The sequence below is a fragment of the Streptomyces xanthophaeus genome, from assembly GCF_030440515.1.
Classification (GTDB): Bacteria; Actinomycetota; Actinomycetes; order Streptomycetales; family Streptomycetaceae; genus Streptomyces; species Streptomyces kutzneri.
Genome location: NZ_CP076543.1, coordinates 5618942 through 5633331, shown reverse-complemented (window position 1 = coordinate 5633331; position 14390 = coordinate 5618942). Strand labels below are relative to the sequence as shown.

Sequence of the window (14390 nt, the reverse complement as noted above, 5' to 3'; positions counted from 1 at the left end):
CTTCGCGGTCGCGGGGGTGTTCGGGGATGGGGAGGAAGCGGGGGAAGCAGAAGGAGCAGAAGGTCAGCGCGCCCGGCGGGTCCGGCCAGAGGCGGCCTGCTCGATGGCGGCGCGGTAGTGCGCGACGGTGCCCTTGGCGGCCGCGGCCCAGGTGAAGCGGGTCAGGACCCGTTCGCGCCCGGCGGCGCCCAGGCGGGCCCGCAGCTCCGGATCGCCCAGCATCCGGCCCAGCGCGGCGGCCAGCGCGCCGGCGTCGCCCGGGGGCACCGCGAGGCAGGTCTCACCGTCGGGTCCGGCGACCTCGGGGATCGCGCCGCCGGTGGTGGCGACGAGCGGCGTGCCGGTGGCCATGGCTTCGGCCGCCGGGAGCGAGAAGCCTTCGTAGAGGGAGGGCACGCAGGCGATCTGGGCGCTGCGGACCAGGTCGACGAGCTCGGCGTCGGTGATGCCCTTGACGAAACGGACCGCGTCCTGGAGGCCGTACGTCTCGATGGCGCGGGCGACGGGGCCCTGCTCGGCGCGCTTGCCGACGACGACGAGGTGCGCCTCGGGCTGCTCGGTACGCAGCTTCGCGAGCGCCTCGACGAGGTACACGAGCCCCTTGAGCGGCACGTCGGCGCTGGAGGTGGTGACGATGCGGCCCGGCACCTCGGCCACGGACGGGTCCGGCGACCACAGGTCGGTGTCGGCGCCGATGTGCACGACGTGGATGCGCTCGTCCCGGACGCCCAGGTGCTGGGCGATCTCCTGCTTGGAGGACCCGGAGACGGTGAGTACGGACGGCAGCCGGCGGGCCACGCGGCCCTGCATGCGGGTGAAGGCGTACCAGCGGCGCACGGAGGCCCGCTTCACCCGGCCCTGCGCGGCGTCGAGGTCGAGCTTGCGGTCGACGGTGATGGGGTGATGGATCGTCGTGACCAGCGGGGCACCGAGGCCGGCGAGGAGGCCGTACCCGAGGGTCTGGTTGTCGTGGATGACGTCGAAGTCACCGGCGCGCGCGGCCAGATGGCGGCGGGCGCGCAGCGAGAAGGTCAGGGGCTCGGGGAAGCCGCCGGTCCACATGGTGGCGACCTCGACGGCGTCGATCCAGTCCCGGTACTCGTCGCGCTTCGGCGTGCGGAAGGGGTCCGGGCTGCGGTACAGGTCCAGGCTCGGGAGTTCGGTGAGCGAGGCGCCCGTGTCGAGCACCGGGTAGGGCTGCGCGCCGATGACTTCGACGGAGTGACCCAGTTGTACGAGTTCGCGCGAGAGGTGGCGGACGTAGACGCCCTGGCCGCCGCAGAACGGGTTCCCCTTATAGGTGAGGAGCGCGATGCGCAGCGGGCGGTCGCCGTCGGCGGCGGAACCCGCGAAAGGGCTCGTCACCATGGCCTCAGCGGTCACTCTCGGCCCCCTTCTCACTGCAACTTTCGCCGGAGCGTAACCGCTCGGATAATGTAGAACAAGTTTCAGACTTGATCCGTCGAAGACCATTGAATCTACCGGCCGGAAACCACACCGTAAGAGGCGGAGCAGGTGATTCGCGCCACGGCTCCGGCGCCTGCGATGCTGGCCGCGGACCAGCCCGGATTCAGCCCGCGCAACGACACGGAACGGGACACATGACAGCGGAAGTGAAGGCCGTCACCACACCGGCGTCGCCTCCCCTGACGGAGCGCCAGGAGGCACGCCGCCGCCGGATCCTGCACGCCAGCGCACAGCTGGCCAGCCGGGGCGGATTCGACGCCGTGCAGATGCGCGAGGTCGCGGAGGCGGCGGGCGTGGCCCTGGGCACGCTCTACCGCTACTTCCCGTCCAAGGTGCACCTGCTGGTCGCCACCATGCAGGACCAGCTCCAGCACATGCACACCACGCTGCGCAAACGCCCGCCGGCCGGGGACGACCCGGCGGCCCGTGTCGCGGAGACCCTGATGCGGGCCTTCCGCGCCCTGCAGCGGGAGCCGCAGCTGGCCGACGCGATGGTGCGGGCACTGACGTTCGCGGACCGGAGCGTGAGCCCCGAGGTGGACACGGTGTCCCGGCTGACGACGGCGATCATCCTGGACGCGATGGGCCTGGAGCAGCCGCCGACGGCGGAGCAGCTCTCGGCGGTCCGGGTCATCGAGCACACCTGGCACTCGGCGCTGATCACGTGGCTTTCCGGCCGCGCCTCGATCGCCCAGGTCAAGATCGACATCGAAACGGTGTGCCGCCTGATCGACCTGACGTCCCCGGAAAAGGCCTGAAGCCGCCGCTGGGGTGAGGGCGGGCGGCTCCGGCCCGGCCGGGGGTGAGGGCGTCCGCGAGCCCCTTGGCCGGACATGGATGGCCGCCATCGATCGCTGCGCGCTCCCCCGCGGAGGCACCGACCGTGCCTCGTCTTGGGCCGGGCGCCGGATATCGGCCACCCATCGGCACCGGAGGCAGGGACGATCGGACCGGCGAAACCGGCACCCTTATCACATCAATCACCTCAAAGCATGCGATAGCAAGCGGTGAAATATCCAGATGATGACGCATGAATCGGACGAGATAATTTTGAGCCAACAGGTTCAAAATTCCTTTGCCGACCGGCTGGGGGCTATGAAGGATCTCTCCCGTTCCCAACACGGGGAATCAGGGGAGGGAATTCCATGAAGATTGCCAGATCCGCCAGTTTCGCCATCACGGGCGCAGCCATTGCGGCCTTAGGCCTCGCGACGCCGGCCACTGCGGACGCGTCCGCAGTGGCCGGCGTTTCCGGAGCCACCGTCACCGTCCACCACCGCGGCGACGGCACCCAGCCGCCCGCAGAGCTGGGCAACCCCTCCGAATGGGGAGTTGTGACGTTCAAGATGGACGCTTCGGCGGGCTCTTTCAGCGCGCAGTCGCAGGCATGCCTCAGCCCGTCCACCGGCGGCACCTGGTGTTACGGCTGGTACCCGCGGGAGGTCAGCCCCGGGGTGATCAACAAGTACTGCTACTCGAATTACTATCAGGGGACGAAGGGACACTCGTCCACGGTGAAGCTCGCGGGCAATACGCGTCGCGTCTGGGCAGCGGCCGGCGGCACCACCAACGCCAACCTCACCGCGGGTCTCGCCTACACCTGCTCCACCTACTACAGCGTGGACTAGGTCCCGGTCGCCGCTTCGAGCAGTAACTCCTCGGAGGGTGCGGTAGGTTGATGAGCCGCTCTGGGGCTGTTCGTCGCCCGGGCAGCCCCAGGGCGGCTCCACGTCGGGCTCACCCATCGAACGGGGGAAGAACGATCACTCGCTTCACACGTGCTCGCGTCGTACCGGTCGCCGCGTCTCTCGGAGCCGGCCTCCTACTTGGCCTCGTGGGCCCCGTCGCCGGGAAATGGGATAATCCATTTTTCGTCGCCGTGAGTATTGTTTTTTCCAGCGGATGGCCGTGGGCCTGCTACGCATTGATGGTGGGCTATTCACGCCGATCCAAGATCGAGTCGGTGTTGCTGGCATCCCTGGGGCTGGCCATCGGCGTAGTCACGTACTACGTTTTCAAGGATATGAATCCCACCATTCCTGCGGGAATGGAAGCAGCCACCTCCGTTCCGGCCGGAATGGAGCCTGACACCTCCGGCCGCCAGGGGCAGATTTTTCTGTGGGGAGCAGCGGCGTTCGTGCTCGGCGCGCCCGTGGGACTCATGGGGAACGTAGCCAGAACGCCCGGAGTCGGTGGCCTTTTGTTCCGTCTGATCGTTCCTCTCACCGCCTTCTTCGAGGCGACTCGGCGATTGAGCGTGGAGGCGGCCTCGGAGGGGGCGGTTTTCGCTCTGACCTGGAACGCAACTCGCGTTGCGGCGTGCGTCGCCGCCGTGGCTCTCGTCGGGCACACCGTGTGGAGCTGGCGCGTTCGGCGTGGCCGAGTCGACGGGCCGCCGGAAGATGCCGCGCCTGCAAGGCGCCTTTGACCCGGCGGGGAAAGCCCGTGTTCGGGGGTGTCGCCCCGCAATCTTGGTGGACAGGGGTCGGCGGGCTGTTCGATAGTCCCGCCCATGGCTTCTCTCGTACGACACATCACAGTTGACTGCTCTGACGCCTACAGCCTCGGGCAGTTCTGGGCCGCCGTTCTGGACGGCTCGCTCGCCGACGACGACTTGCCCGGGGACCCCGAGGCGCTGGTCAGGGCTCCCGGATCGACGCTGCTCTTCGTGACGGTTCCCGACGCCAAGAGCGTCAAGAACCGTATGCACGTGGACCTTGAGCCGCAGGACCGCACGCGCGACGAGGAGGTGGAGCGCATCCTCGCGCTGGGCGCAGCCGTCGTCGGTGACCACCGCAGGCCCGACGGGACCGGGTGGGTGACCCTGGCCGACCCCGAGGGCAACGAGTTCTGCGTCGAGCGGAGCGCCGCCGAGCGGAAGTAGCCCCTCGTGCGCGTCTTCGTGAACCGGGTCGTCGAGGACGGGCGGGTCGCTTTCCGCTGCACGGACGGGCACGGAAGCGCGGTCGCCCACTGGATGGGCGACCGGCTTCCCGCGCCGGGCACCGACGCCTTCGTGGAACTCACGGTCCCCGACCCCCTCACCGAGTGGGGTCCCGCGTCGCCGACGGTCGCGTGCCACCTGCAGCTCGGGCCGGCCGGTGTGGTCGTCACCGGTGAGGTGCTGGGGGTCGGGGGGCCCGGGGACCCGGTGGTGGAGCTCAGGGTCGGTACGGACGTGGTGCTGGTCGAAGTCGCCCGGCGCGGCGGGGCGGGGGTGAAGATCGGCCGGCGCATCTCGTTCGCGCCGCCCCGGCTGGAGGTGTACCCGTACGCGCTCTGACGGCCCCGGCCGGGGGACGGAAGTCGCCCCCCATCCCCCGGCCCCCGTCGCTACTCCTCCGGCGGGAAGACCGGTTCGCCGGTGCCGGCCAAGGTGATCATGATGGCTTCGACGGGGCAGCCCTCCGCCGCCGTGAGGATCGGCTCGTTCGCGTCCGACTCGGCGGTGCGCGGATGGGACTGGCGTGCCGAGTCCAGGACGAAGCCGTCCGGGGCGTGGTTCACGCACATGCCCGAGCCGATGCAGACCCCCCGGTCCACCTCGACCTGCCAGCGGTCACCCATCAGGCACCCGCCTCGCCGGCGCCGGACGAATACGTGGCCGGGAGGTGGATCATCTTGTGCTCCAGGTACTCGCTCAGGCCCTCCGGGCCGAACTCCCGCCCCAGGCCGCTGTTCTTGTAGCCGCCGAACGGCCCCATCATGTCCAGGCTGAAGGTGTTCACGTTGAAGGTGCCGGTGCGGATCCGGCGGGCGAAGTCGATGCCGCGCTCGACGTCGGCGGTCCAGACGCTGCCGCTGAGGCCGAAGTCCGAGTCGTTGGCCACCCGTACGGCCTCGGCCTCGTCCCCGTAGGGGATCAGGCAGACGACCGGGCCGAAGATCTCCTCGCGGGCGACGCGCATGGTGTTGTCGACGTCGCCGAAGAGGGTGGGCTCCACGTACCAGCCCTGCTCCAGGCCCGCCGGACGGCCGCCGCCCGCCAGGACCTTCGCTCCTTCCTCCTGCCCGATCCGGATGTAGTCGAGCGAGCGCTGCTGCTGCCGCTTCGCCACCAGCGGGCCGAGCTGGGTCGCCGGGTCGAGCGGGTCGCCGACGACCAGCGCGCCGGCCGCCGCCGCGAGGGCCTCGGCCACCTCCTCGTAGCGGCTGCGGGGGGCGAGGATGCGGGTCTGGGCGACGCACGCCTGGCCGTTGTTCATCCAGGCCGCGGGCACGATCCCGGCGACCGCGGTCGCCACGTCGGCGTCGGGGAGGACCACGGCGGCCGACTTGCCGCCGAGTTCGAGAGTGACGCGGGTGAGGTTGCGCGCGGCGACCTCCATCACGCGCTTGCCGGCCGCGACCGAGCCGGTGAAGGCGACCTTGTCGATGCCGGGGTGCCCGACGAGGTACTCGCTGACCTCGCGGTCGGCGGGCAGGATCGACAGCACGCCTTCGGGGAGTCCGGCCTCGCGTGCGATGTCGGCGAGGATGTAGGAGTCGAGCGGTGCCTCGGGCGACGGCTTGAGGATCACGGTCGAGCCGGTCAGGAGGGCCGGCGCCAGCTTGGCGGCCGCCACGAACTGCGGGACGTTCCACGGGATGACGGCGGCGACCACGCCCACCGGCTCCCGGCGCACCAGGATGGGCCCGAGCACGCCCTGGCGGTACTCCTCGTACGGGTAGGCGCGGGCGACCGTGATCGCGGCGTCGTAGACCATCATCGGGCCGAGGGCCTGGGCGAGGACGCTCCAGGAGTACGGGGACCCGTTCTGGGAGCTGATGGAACGGGCGATCTCCTCGTGCCGGACGGCTATCGCGTCCTTGATCCGGGAGACGACGGCGATCCGCTCGTCCAGGGTCATCCGCGGCCAGGGCCCGTCGTCGAACGCCTTGCGCGCGACGGCGACGGCGCGGTCGACGTCCGCCTTCGAGGCGTGCGGGACGGATCCGATGACCTGCTCGGTGTGGGGGGAGACGACCTGGATGGTGTCGGTGCCCAGCGGATCCGTCCACTCCCCGCCGATGAACAGCTTTCCGTGTTCCACGAGCTCGGTCATGGCTGAGGCCTCCTGCGGCTTGGCGTTGCAGAACTGATACCAGTTCTAGTTAGAGGAGTCCACGGCCAGGACGGAACCTCCGCCGCCGCAGCGGAGAAGATCGAACGACTAGTCAGAGAGCCTGGAAAGTGGTCGACTTGGGCTACTACTGAAACACGTTCTCGTCCGTGGGCGGGAACAGGGGAGGGCGGGCGCATGACGGAGGACACGCCACAGGTCACGGCGGACACCTCGCCGGTCACCGGCGACACACCACACGTCACCGATCACGGCGGCGGCGTGTGGGCGATCAAGGTCCCCATCCCCGACAACCCCCTCGGACACACCCTCGTCCACGTCCTCGACACCGACCGCGGCCCGGTCCTCGTCGACACCGGCTGGGACGACCCCGCCTCCTGGGACACCCTCGCCGCCGGCCTCGCCGCACTCGGCACCGCCGTCACCGACATCCACGGCGTGGTCATCACCCACCACCACCCCGACCACCACGGCCTTTCCGGCCAGGTCCGCGAGGCATCCGGCGCCTGGATCGCCATGCACGCCGCCGACACCGAGGTCGTCGTACGGACCCGCTCCTCCGAACCCGGCGTCTGGTTCGACTACATGAGCACCAAACTCGCCGCCGCCGGAGCCCCCGAGGAGCACATCGCCCCGCTGCGCGCCGCCCGCGCGAGCGGCCGCATGCGGACCCTGCCCGGCCTGCGCGCCGCCGTCCCCGACCGGGAGATCGTCCCCTCCGAGCTGCTCCCCCTCGCCGGGCGCCGGTTGCGCGCGATCTGGACCCCCGGCCACACCCCCGGCCACGTCTGCCTGCACCTGGAGGAAGCGCACCCGGCGAACCTCCCCGGCAACGGCCGCCTCTTCTCCGGGGACCACCTGCTGCCCGAGATCTCCCCCCACATCGGCCTGTACGAGGCCCCGGAGGACACCCGTGTCACCGACCCCCTCGGCGACTACCTCGACTCCCTCGAACGCATCGGCCGCCTCGGACCCGCCGAGGTCCTCCCGGCCCACCAGCACGCCTTCACCGACGCACCCGCCCGCGTACGGGAGCTCCTCGACCACCACGAGGAACGGCTGACGGGCCTGTGGACGCTGCTGGCCGAGCCACTGACCCCGTGGGGCCTGGCCGAGCGGATGGAGTGGAACCGGCCCTGGGAGCAGGTCCCGTACGGCTCCCGCAACATCGCCGTCTCCGAAGCGGAGGCCCACGTGCGGCGGCTGGTGAAGCAGGGCCGCGCCGAGGCGGTGCCGGGCACGGACCCGGTCACGTACCGGGCCCTGTAAGGGGCGCCCGGCCCCTGCGCCCCAGGGCCCGCCGGTTACGGGCCGGTAGAGTGAACCTGTCGTCCACACCTCTGTACGGGGGGAAGCCGGTGCAATTCCGGCGCTGACCCGCAACCGTGACCCACACCCGGCACCGCCCGGGCGGGGAGCCGGACTGCCCCGTACCGGAGGTGCGCGGCTCGTGCCGCCGGAGCCCCGGCGGCCGGCACCGTCGAGGTAAACGGAGCCGGAGCCCGGTGCCTGTGCGTGCCTGCTTCCGGTTCCCCCGTACGAGAGGCACCGCCCCCTTATGAACGTCCGTCGCAGCGCAGCCGCGCTCGCCGCCTCCGCCGTGCTCTGCGTGGGCGCCGCCCCCGCAGCCCTCGCCGACACCGCGCCGCCCGCCTCCCCCTCCGCGCCCCCGGTCATCCCCTCCGGTCTGTACGGCAAGAGCGACCCCACGTACGACGGCGTGTGGCGGCAGTCCTTCGCACTGCTCGCCCAGCACACGGTCGGTGTCGAGCCCGCCCGCGAGGCCGTGACCTGGCTGCTCGGCCAGCAGTGCCAGAACGGCGGCTTCACCTCCTTCCGCCCGAACGCCGCCACGGCCTGCGACGCGAACACGACGTACGACACGAACGCCACCGCGGCGGCCGTGCAGGCACTGAAGGCGCTCGGCGGCCAGGACGCTGCCGTCAAGAAGAGCGTCGACTGGCTGAAGTCCGTCCAGAACGAGGACGGCGGCTGGAACTACGTGCCCGGGCCCGCCTCCCCCAGCGACGCCAACTCCACCGCCGTGGTGATCAGCGCCCTGTCCGTGGCGGGCGAGAAGCCCGCCGAGGTCAGGTCGAAGGCGGGCAGGTCGGCCTACGAGGGCCTGCTCGCCTTCCAGCTCGGCTGCACCGCCGAGCCGGCCGCCGACCGGGGTGCCTTCGCGTACCAGCCGGCCGACGGCAAGCTCCTCGCGAACGCCGACGCGACGGCCGCCGCCACCCTGGCCGGCCTCGGCAAGGGCGCGGCCGTCGTCCCGTCCGCCGAGAACACCCCCGCGGCCCCGCTGGCCTGCCCGGCCGCGAACGCCGCCGACCCGGTGGCCGCCGCCCAGGGCGCGGCCGGCCACCTGGCCGAGGCCCTCAAGAAGGACGGCCACCTCATGGCCGTCACCCCGGGCGCGGACCAGCCCGTCCCCGACACGGGCAACACCGTCGACGCGGTACTGGCCCTGGCCGCCGCGGGACACAAGGAGTCGGCGGCGGGCGCCCTGAAGTGGCTGGAGACCAACTCCGCCGAGTGGGCGAAGGGCAGCCCGGCCGCTCTGGGCACCCTCGTCCTCGCCACGCACGCCACCGGCAACGACCCGAAGTCCTTCGGCGGCACCGACCTCGTCGCCGCGCTGAACGCGACCGGCCCGGCCCCGCAGGGCGCGGACACCGAAGCGACCAAGGTGGACAGCAAGAAGGAGGAGCCCTCCGGCGGCCAGAATTTCTGGTGGATCGTCGGCGCGGGCGCCGCGGCCGGTATCGGCATCGGCATCCTGCTGAGCGGCCGCCGGAAGAAGAACCACTCCTGATGCGCCGCCGCCTGCCCGCCGTGGCCCTCGCTCTCGGGATCACCCTGGCCCTGCTGGCCGCCACCCCTGCGCTGGCGGCCGGCTACCGCTACTGGTCGTTCTGGGACGGCTCGGCGGGCGGCCGGTGGTCGTACGCCACCCAGGGCCCTTCGATGGCCCGACCCGCGGACGGTGCCGTCCAGGGCTTCCGTTTCTCGGTGAGCAAGGACGCGGCCGAGCAGGCGGCCCAGCCGCGCGCGGCGGCCGACTTCGAGACCGTCTGCGGGGCGACCGCCCCGACGGAGGGCACCAAGCGGGTGGCGCTCGTCATCGACTTCGGCGTCCCGGCGGACGCCCCGGCGGGTGACACCCCGCCCGATGCCGCCCCGCGCACGGCCTGCGCGCAGGTGGCCCCCGAGGCCACGACGGCCGAGGCGCTGGCCTCGGTCGCCAAGCCGCTGCGCTACAACAGCGCGGCGCTGCTGTGCGCGATCTCCGGCTACCCGAAGCAGGGCTGCGGTGACCAGGTCGCGGACAGCACGGCGGGGACCCCGGCCCCGTCGGCCCCGGCGCAGTCCGCCGCCCCGGATTCCGGCGGGGGCCCGTCCGCGGGCCTGCTCGCGGGCATCGCCGCGGTGGCCGCCCTGGCCGCGGCCGGCATCTGGCAGTCCCGCCGCCGCACCCGATGACCGGCCCCGGCGCCGCGGCGCACCCCGGCAACGACGCCGAGCCGGCCGCCACGGACACCGGCGCACCCCGCACCGCGCCCGCCACCGGCACCGGCACCGGCACCGACAAGGCCGCGCCCTTTACGGCCGACGGCAGGCCGGCCACCGGCGCGGCCCGCACCACGGGCACGGCCACGGGCGCGGGCACCGGTACCCGCCGGGCGTGGCCGCAGGCCCACCGCGCCCCCACCGGAGCCGCAGCCGACGGCGTGCCCCCGGCCCGGCGGAGTCCGGCCGCGGTGCAGGATCCCGCGTACCGGTCGACGTACGAACGATGGAGGCCCCCGCAGGCCGCCCGGGCCACCGCCCTGCACGCGGGGGCCTGGTGGCTGTGGGCCCTCGGCCTCGCCACCGCCGCCTCCCGCACCACCAACCCGCTGCTGCTCGGGCTGATCGTCGGCGTCGCCGGGTACGTGGTCGCGGCCCGCCGCACCGACGCTCCCTGGGCCCGTTCCTACGGCGCCTTCCTCAAGCTCGGCCTCTTCGTCATCGGCCTGCGCCTGCTCTTCTCCATGCTCCTCGGCTCCCCCATCCCCGGCTCGCACACCCTCTTCACCCTCCCGGAGATCCCGCTCCCGGCCTGGGCCCAGGGCATCCGCTTCGGCGGCCGCGTCACCGCCGAGCAGCTCGTCTTCGCCTTCTACGACGGCCTGAAGCTGGCCGCGCTCCTGGTGTGCGTCGGCGCCGCGAACGCCCTCGCCAATCCGGCACGGCTGCTGAAGTCGCTGCCGGCCGCCCTGTACGAGGCCGGGGTCGCCGTCGTCGTCGCCATGACCTTCGCGCCGAACATGGTCGCCGACGTCGTCCGCCTGCGGACGGCCCGCCGGCTGCGCGGCCGGCCCACGGGCGGGGTGAAGGCGATCCTCCAGATCGGCCTGCCGGTCCTGGAGGGCGCTCTGGAACGCTCCGTCGCCATCGCCGCCTCGATGGACGCGCGCGGCTACGGCCGCACCGCCGAGGTCCCGCCCGCCGTCCGGCACACCACCAACGCCCTCACCCTCGGCGGCCTCATCGGCATGTGCGCGGGCACGTACGGCCTGCTGGCCGCGCAGGGCGCCGCGTACGGGCTGCCCGTGCTCGGCGTCGGCGCGGCCCTGGCCGTCGCGGGCCTGCGCCTGGGCGGGCGCCGGTCGGTGCGGACCCGCTACCGGCCCGACCGCTGGGGGCCTCGGGCCTGGCTGGTCGCCGGATCGGGCGCGGCCGTGGCCGCCCTGCTGATCCACGCCGGTTCCGTCGACCCGGCAGGCCTGCACCCGGGCGTGGTCCCGCTCGCGGCCCCCACGCTCCCGCTGTGGCCGGCGGCCGCGATCCTCATCGGCCTGCTGCCCGCCTTCGTGGCACCCGTACCGCCCAAGGAGGCGTCGCAGTGATCCGCTTCGAGCAGGTGTCGGTCACCTACGAGGGTGCGTCCGCCCCCTCCGTGCAGGGCGTCGACCTGGTGATCCCCGAGGGGGAGCTGACACTGCTGGTCGGCCCGTCGGGCGTCGGCAAGTCCACCCTGCTGGGGACGGTCTCCGGACTGGTCCCGCACTTCACGGGCGGCACCCTGCGGGGCCGGGTCACGGTCGCCGGCCGGGACACGCGCACCCACAAGCCGCGCGAGCTCGCCGACGTGGTCGGCACGGTCGGCCAGGATCCCCTCGCGCACTTCGTGACGGACGTGGTGGAGGACGAGCTCGCCTACGGCATGGAGTCCCTGGGACTGCCACCTGCGGTGATGCGCCGCCGTGTGGAGGAGACCCTGGACCTGCTGGGCCTGAACGAGCTGCGCGACCGGCCGATCGCGACGCTGTCCGGCGGCCAGCAGCAGCGGGTCGCGATCGGCTCGGTCCTCACCCCGCACCCGAAGGTGCTGGTGCTCGACGAGCCGACGTCCGCGCTCGACCCGGCGGCGGCGGAGGAGGTTCTCGCGGTCCTCCAGCGCCTGGTCCACGACCTGGGCACGACCGTGCTGATGGCGGAGCACCGGCTGGAGCGGGTCGTCCAGTACGCCGACCAGGTCCTGCTCCTGCCGTCGCCGGGCGCGGCCCCGGTCATCGGAACCCCGGCCGAGATCATGGCCGTCTCCCCGGTCCACCCGCCGGTGGTCGCCCTGGGCCGCCTCGCGGGCTGGTCCCCGCTCCCCCTCTCGATCCGCGACGCCCGCCGCCAGGCCGCTCCGCTCCGGTCCCGCCTGTCATCCGTCATCCGCCCCACCGCTTCCCAGGGCTCCGCGTCCATTCCAGCCCCGCCGGCGTTTGAGGCGCGGGGCGCGGGGCACAGCCCCGTTCTTTCAGCCTCGCCGGCGTTCGAGGCGCGGGGGTCCGGGGGCGGAGCCCCCGTCGCCGGAGCCCCCGGGCTGCTCGCCCGCCTGCGCCGCGGCCGCAGCAGGCCGACCCCCGCCCCCCGGGAGGTACCGGCCGAGGCCCACCGTGTCACCGTCCGCCGCGGCCGCGTACAGGCCCTGCACGGAATCACCCTCACGGTGGCCCCCGGCGAAACCATCGCCCTCATGGGCCGCAACGGCGCCGGCAAGTCCACCCTCCTCTCCACCCTCGTCGGTACCGTCACCCCCACCACCGGCGAGGTGACCGTCGGCGGCCGCACCCCCCACCGCACGGCGCCGCCCGAGATGGTGCGCCGCGTCGGCCTCGTCCCGCAGGAACCCCGCGACCTCCTGTACGCCGACACGGTCGCCGCCGAGTGCGCGGCCGCCGACTCCGACGCCGCCGCGCCCGCCGGCACCTGCCGGGACCTCGTCTCCGCGCTGCTCCCGGACGTCCCCGACGACATCCACCCGCGCGATCTCTCCGAGGGCCAGCGTCTGGCCCTCGCCCTGGCCCTGGTCCTCACCGGCCGCCCTGCCCTGCTGCTCCTGGACGAGCCCACGCGCGGCCTGGACTACGCCGCCAAGGTCCGCCTGGTCGAGATCCTGCGGGGCCTGGCCGCCGACGGCCACGCCATCGTCCTGGCCACCCACGACGTGGAGCTCACCGCCGAGCTGGCCCACCGCGTGGTGATCCTGGCCGGCGGGGAGATCGTCGCGGACGGTCCGACCGCCGAGGTCGTCGTCTCCTCGCCCGCCTTCGCGCCGCAGGTGGCGAAGGTCCTCGCCCCGGACCCCTGGCTCACCGTGCGCCAGGTCGCCGAGGCCCTGGACGCGGCGGAGGCCCCGTGAACCGTCCACCCCGTCCACCCCGTCCACCCCGCCCTGCCCGTCCCGCCCGCCCCGTCCGGATCGGTCCCCGCGCCGCCGTCGCCCTGGTCCTCGTCACCCTCATCGGCATCGCGGCCTTCGGCTGGCCGCTGCTCGCCGACCGTGGCTCGGGCCTCGCCCACGCGCAGGACGCCCCGTGGCTCTTCGCCGCGCTCCTCCCGCTCCTGGTAGCGGTGGTCGTCGCGACCATCGCCGACAACGGCATGGACGCGAAGGCGGTGGCGATGCTCGGTGTGCTCGCCGCCGTCGGGGCGGCGCTGAGACCGCTGGGCGCGGGTACGGCCGGGCTGGAGCCCATGTTCTTCCTGATGGTGCTCAGCGCGCGGGTGCTCGGTCCGGGCTTCGGCTTCGTCCTGGGCTCGGTGACGATGTTCGCCTCCGCCCTGCTGACGGGCGGGGTCGGGCCGTGGATGCCGTTCCAGATGCTGGCGATGGGCTGGTTCGCGCTGGGGGCCGGGCTGCTGCCGGGCCCGGAGCGGATCCGGGGCCGGGCGGAGCTGCTGATGCTGGCCGCGTACGGCTTCGTGGGCTCGTTCGCGTACGGCACGGTCATGAATCTGCAGGGCTGGGTGCTGCTGCAGGGCATGGGCCAGGGCATCTCCTTCCATCCGGGGGAGCCGGTGGCCGCGAATCTGGCGCGGTTCGCCGCGTACTGCCTGGCGACCTCGGTGGGCTGGGACCTGGGCCGGGCCGTGCTGACGGTCGTACTGACCCTCGCCCTCGGGGCGACGCTGCTGAAGGCGCTGCGCCGGGCGACCCGCAAAGCTGCGTTCGACGCCCCCGCCTCCTTCGATCCAAGGACCGGAGCGGAGCCCGAACCCGCCCTCGAAAGGGGTACGAACGGCAGCGGAGGGTGACATCCGGGCCCTCCCCCGGTGACCCGTCCCATAGGGCCCAGGTCACATACGAGGGCGGCTAGTAGGCCCCTGGCCGGGGCAGCTGCGGGGATGCGGCCCGCATGGCAGGCCCCTTGCTGCGAGGAGCGCTAGTAGGAGCGACCTTTGCCAGGCCGTCGGGGCGTCTGTAGAACTGGATGAGTCGCAAGGCGGCAGGGGTACTTCAGGTACTTCGACCGCCGCCGACGAACCCCTCTCCTTTGCGTGAGTGGCTCACGCGTGTCTTCGGCATGCGTGCGACCG

At 72.9% G+C, this 14390-nt stretch carries 14 protein-coding genes and 1 riboswitch; of the genes, 11 read left to right on the top strand and 3 right to left on the bottom strand.

Translation table 11 applies throughout. From position 1 onward, the window contains the following. Positions 1-63: 63 nt before the first annotated feature. Positions 64-1383, bottom strand: a complete 1320-nt coding sequence (locus tag KO717_RS25070) for a glycosyltransferase family 4 protein (RefSeq protein ID WP_301371479.1) — start codon at positions 1381-1383, stop codon at positions 64-66. A 218-nt stretch (positions 1384-1601) separates the two neighbouring features. On the opposite strand from KO717_RS25070, the gene KO717_RS25065 reads away from it, so the two are divergent. From KO717_RS25065 to KO717_RS25045, 5 genes are all read left to right on the top strand, one after another. Continuing rightward, on the top strand, positions 1602-2225 hold the full coding sequence (locus tag KO717_RS25065) for a TetR family transcriptional regulator (protein WP_301371478.1): 624 nt from the start codon (positions 1602-1604) through the stop codon (positions 2223-2225). Positions 2226-2612: 387 nt separating this feature from the next. Beyond that, entirely contained in the window at positions 2613-3095 is a 483-nt protein-coding gene (locus KO717_RS25060) for a lactococcin 972 family bacteriocin (protein ID WP_301371477.1), read from the top strand. A 206-nt stretch (positions 3096-3301) separates the two neighbouring features. Further along, positions 3302-3895 carry a hypothetical protein gene (locus tag KO717_RS25055; RefSeq protein ID WP_301371476.1) on the top strand — a complete coding sequence of 198 codons (594 nt, stop codon included), beginning with the start codon at positions 3302-3304 and terminating at the stop codon, positions 3893-3895. A gap of 84 nt (positions 3896-3979) precedes the next feature. Further along, positions 3980-4351 carry a VOC family protein gene (locus KO717_RS25050; RefSeq protein WP_301371475.1) on the top strand — a complete coding sequence of 124 codons (372 nt, stop codon included), beginning with the start codon at positions 3980-3982 and terminating at the stop codon, positions 4349-4351. Positions 4352-4357: 6 nt separating this feature from the next. After that, positions 4358-4750 carry a hypothetical protein gene (locus KO717_RS25045; protein WP_301371474.1) on the top strand — a complete coding sequence of 131 codons (393 nt, stop codon included), beginning with the start codon at positions 4358-4360 and terminating at the stop codon, positions 4748-4750. Between the two features lie 50 nt (positions 4751-4800). Here the strand turns inward: KO717_RS25045 and KO717_RS25040 are convergent, their stop codons facing one another. Both KO717_RS25040 and KO717_RS25035 read right to left on the bottom strand, forming a co-directional pair. After that, positions 4801-5034 (bottom strand): ferredoxin, encoded by a 234-nt coding sequence (locus KO717_RS25040; protein WP_301371473.1) that lies wholly within the window; start codon positions 5032-5034, stop codon positions 4801-4803. Continuing rightward, the gene (locus tag KO717_RS25035) at positions 5034-6512 is read right to left on the bottom strand and encodes an aldehyde dehydrogenase (protein WP_301371472.1); all 1479 of its coding nucleotides are present in this window, start codon (positions 6510-6512) and stop codon (positions 5034-5036) included. Before KO717_RS25035 ends, KO717_RS25040 begins: the two co-directional genes overlap by 1 nt. 195 nt (positions 6513-6707) lie before the next feature. On the opposite strand from KO717_RS25035, the gene KO717_RS25030 reads away from it, so the two are divergent. The 6 genes from KO717_RS25030 (at position 6708) to KO717_RS25005 (ending at position 14108) form a co-directional block, all read left to right on the top strand. Beyond that, the gene (locus tag KO717_RS25030) at positions 6708-7799 is read left to right on the top strand and encodes an MBL fold metallo-hydrolase (RefSeq protein ID WP_301371471.1); all 1092 of its coding nucleotides are present in this window, start codon (positions 6708-6710) and stop codon (positions 7797-7799) included. A gap of 81 nt (positions 7800-7880) precedes the next feature. Continuing rightward, positions 7881-7950, top strand: a riboswitch (cobalamin riboswitch). A 138-nt stretch (positions 7951-8088) separates the two neighbouring features. Then, positions 8089-9348 carry a prenyltransferase/squalene oxidase repeat-containing protein gene (locus KO717_RS25025; RefSeq protein WP_301371470.1) on the top strand — a complete coding sequence of 420 codons (1260 nt, stop codon included), beginning with the start codon at positions 8089-8091 and terminating at the stop codon, positions 9346-9348. After that, positions 9348-10016: an SCO2322 family protein gene (locus KO717_RS25020; protein WP_367401541.1), complete on the top strand. Its 669-nt coding sequence runs from the start codon at positions 9348-9350 to the stop codon at positions 10014-10016. Before KO717_RS25025 ends, KO717_RS25020 begins: the two co-directional genes overlap by 1 nt. Beyond that, positions 10013-11425, top strand: coding sequence for an energy-coupling factor transporter transmembrane component T (locus tag KO717_RS25015; RefSeq protein WP_301371469.1), 1413 nt, complete (start codon positions 10013-10015; stop codon positions 11423-11425). The genes KO717_RS25020 and KO717_RS25015 overlap by 4 nt, the downstream gene beginning before the upstream one ends. After that, the gene (locus tag KO717_RS25010; protein WP_301371468.1) at positions 11422-13212 is read left to right on the top strand and encodes an ABC transporter ATP-binding protein; all 1791 of its coding nucleotides are present in this window, start codon (positions 11422-11424) and stop codon (positions 13210-13212) included. The genes KO717_RS25015 and KO717_RS25010 overlap by 4 nt, the downstream gene beginning before the upstream one ends. Continuing rightward, positions 13209-14108 (top strand): ECF transporter S component, encoded by a 900-nt coding sequence (locus KO717_RS25005; RefSeq protein ID WP_301371467.1) that lies wholly within the window; start codon positions 13209-13211, stop codon positions 14106-14108. Before KO717_RS25010 ends, KO717_RS25005 begins: the two co-directional genes overlap by 4 nt. The last annotated feature ends 282 nt before the right edge of the window (positions 14109-14390 follow it).

What these genes read in the sequence shown, in the direction of transcription:
- KO717_RS25065 (WP_301371478.1), top strand. Translation starts at nt 1,602, where the DNA reads ATGACAGCGGAAGTGAAGGCCGTCACCACACCGGCGTCGCCTCCCCTG.
- KO717_RS25060 (WP_301371477.1), top strand. Translation starts at nt 2,613, where the DNA reads ATGAAGATTGCCAGATCCGCCAGTTTCGCCATCACGGGCGCAGCCATT.
- KO717_RS25050 (WP_301371475.1), top strand. Translation starts at nt 3,980, where the DNA reads ATGGCTTCTCTCGTACGACACATCACAGTTGACTGCTCTGACGCCTAC.
- KO717_RS25040 (WP_301371473.1), bottom strand. Translation starts at nt 5,034, where the DNA reads ATGGGTGACCGCTGGCAGGTCGAGGTGGACCGGGGGGTCTGCATCGGC.
- KO717_RS25035 (WP_301371472.1), bottom strand. Translation starts at nt 6,512, where the DNA reads ATGACCGAGCTCGTGGAACACGGAAAGCTGTTCATCGGCGGGGAGTGG.
- KO717_RS25030 (WP_301371471.1), top strand. Translation starts at nt 6,708, where the DNA reads ATGACGGAGGACACGCCACAGGTCACGGCGGACACCTCGCCGGTCACC.
- KO717_RS25025 (WP_301371470.1), top strand. Translation starts at nt 8,089, where the DNA reads ATGAACGTCCGTCGCAGCGCAGCCGCGCTCGCCGCCTCCGCCGTGCTC.
- KO717_RS25020 (WP_367401541.1), top strand. Translation starts at nt 9,348, where the DNA reads ATGCGCCGCCGCCTGCCCGCCGTGGCCCTCGCTCTCGGGATCACCCTG.
- KO717_RS25015 (WP_301371469.1), top strand. Translation starts at nt 10,013, where the DNA reads ATGACCGGCCCCGGCGCCGCGGCGCACCCCGGCAACGACGCCGAGCCG.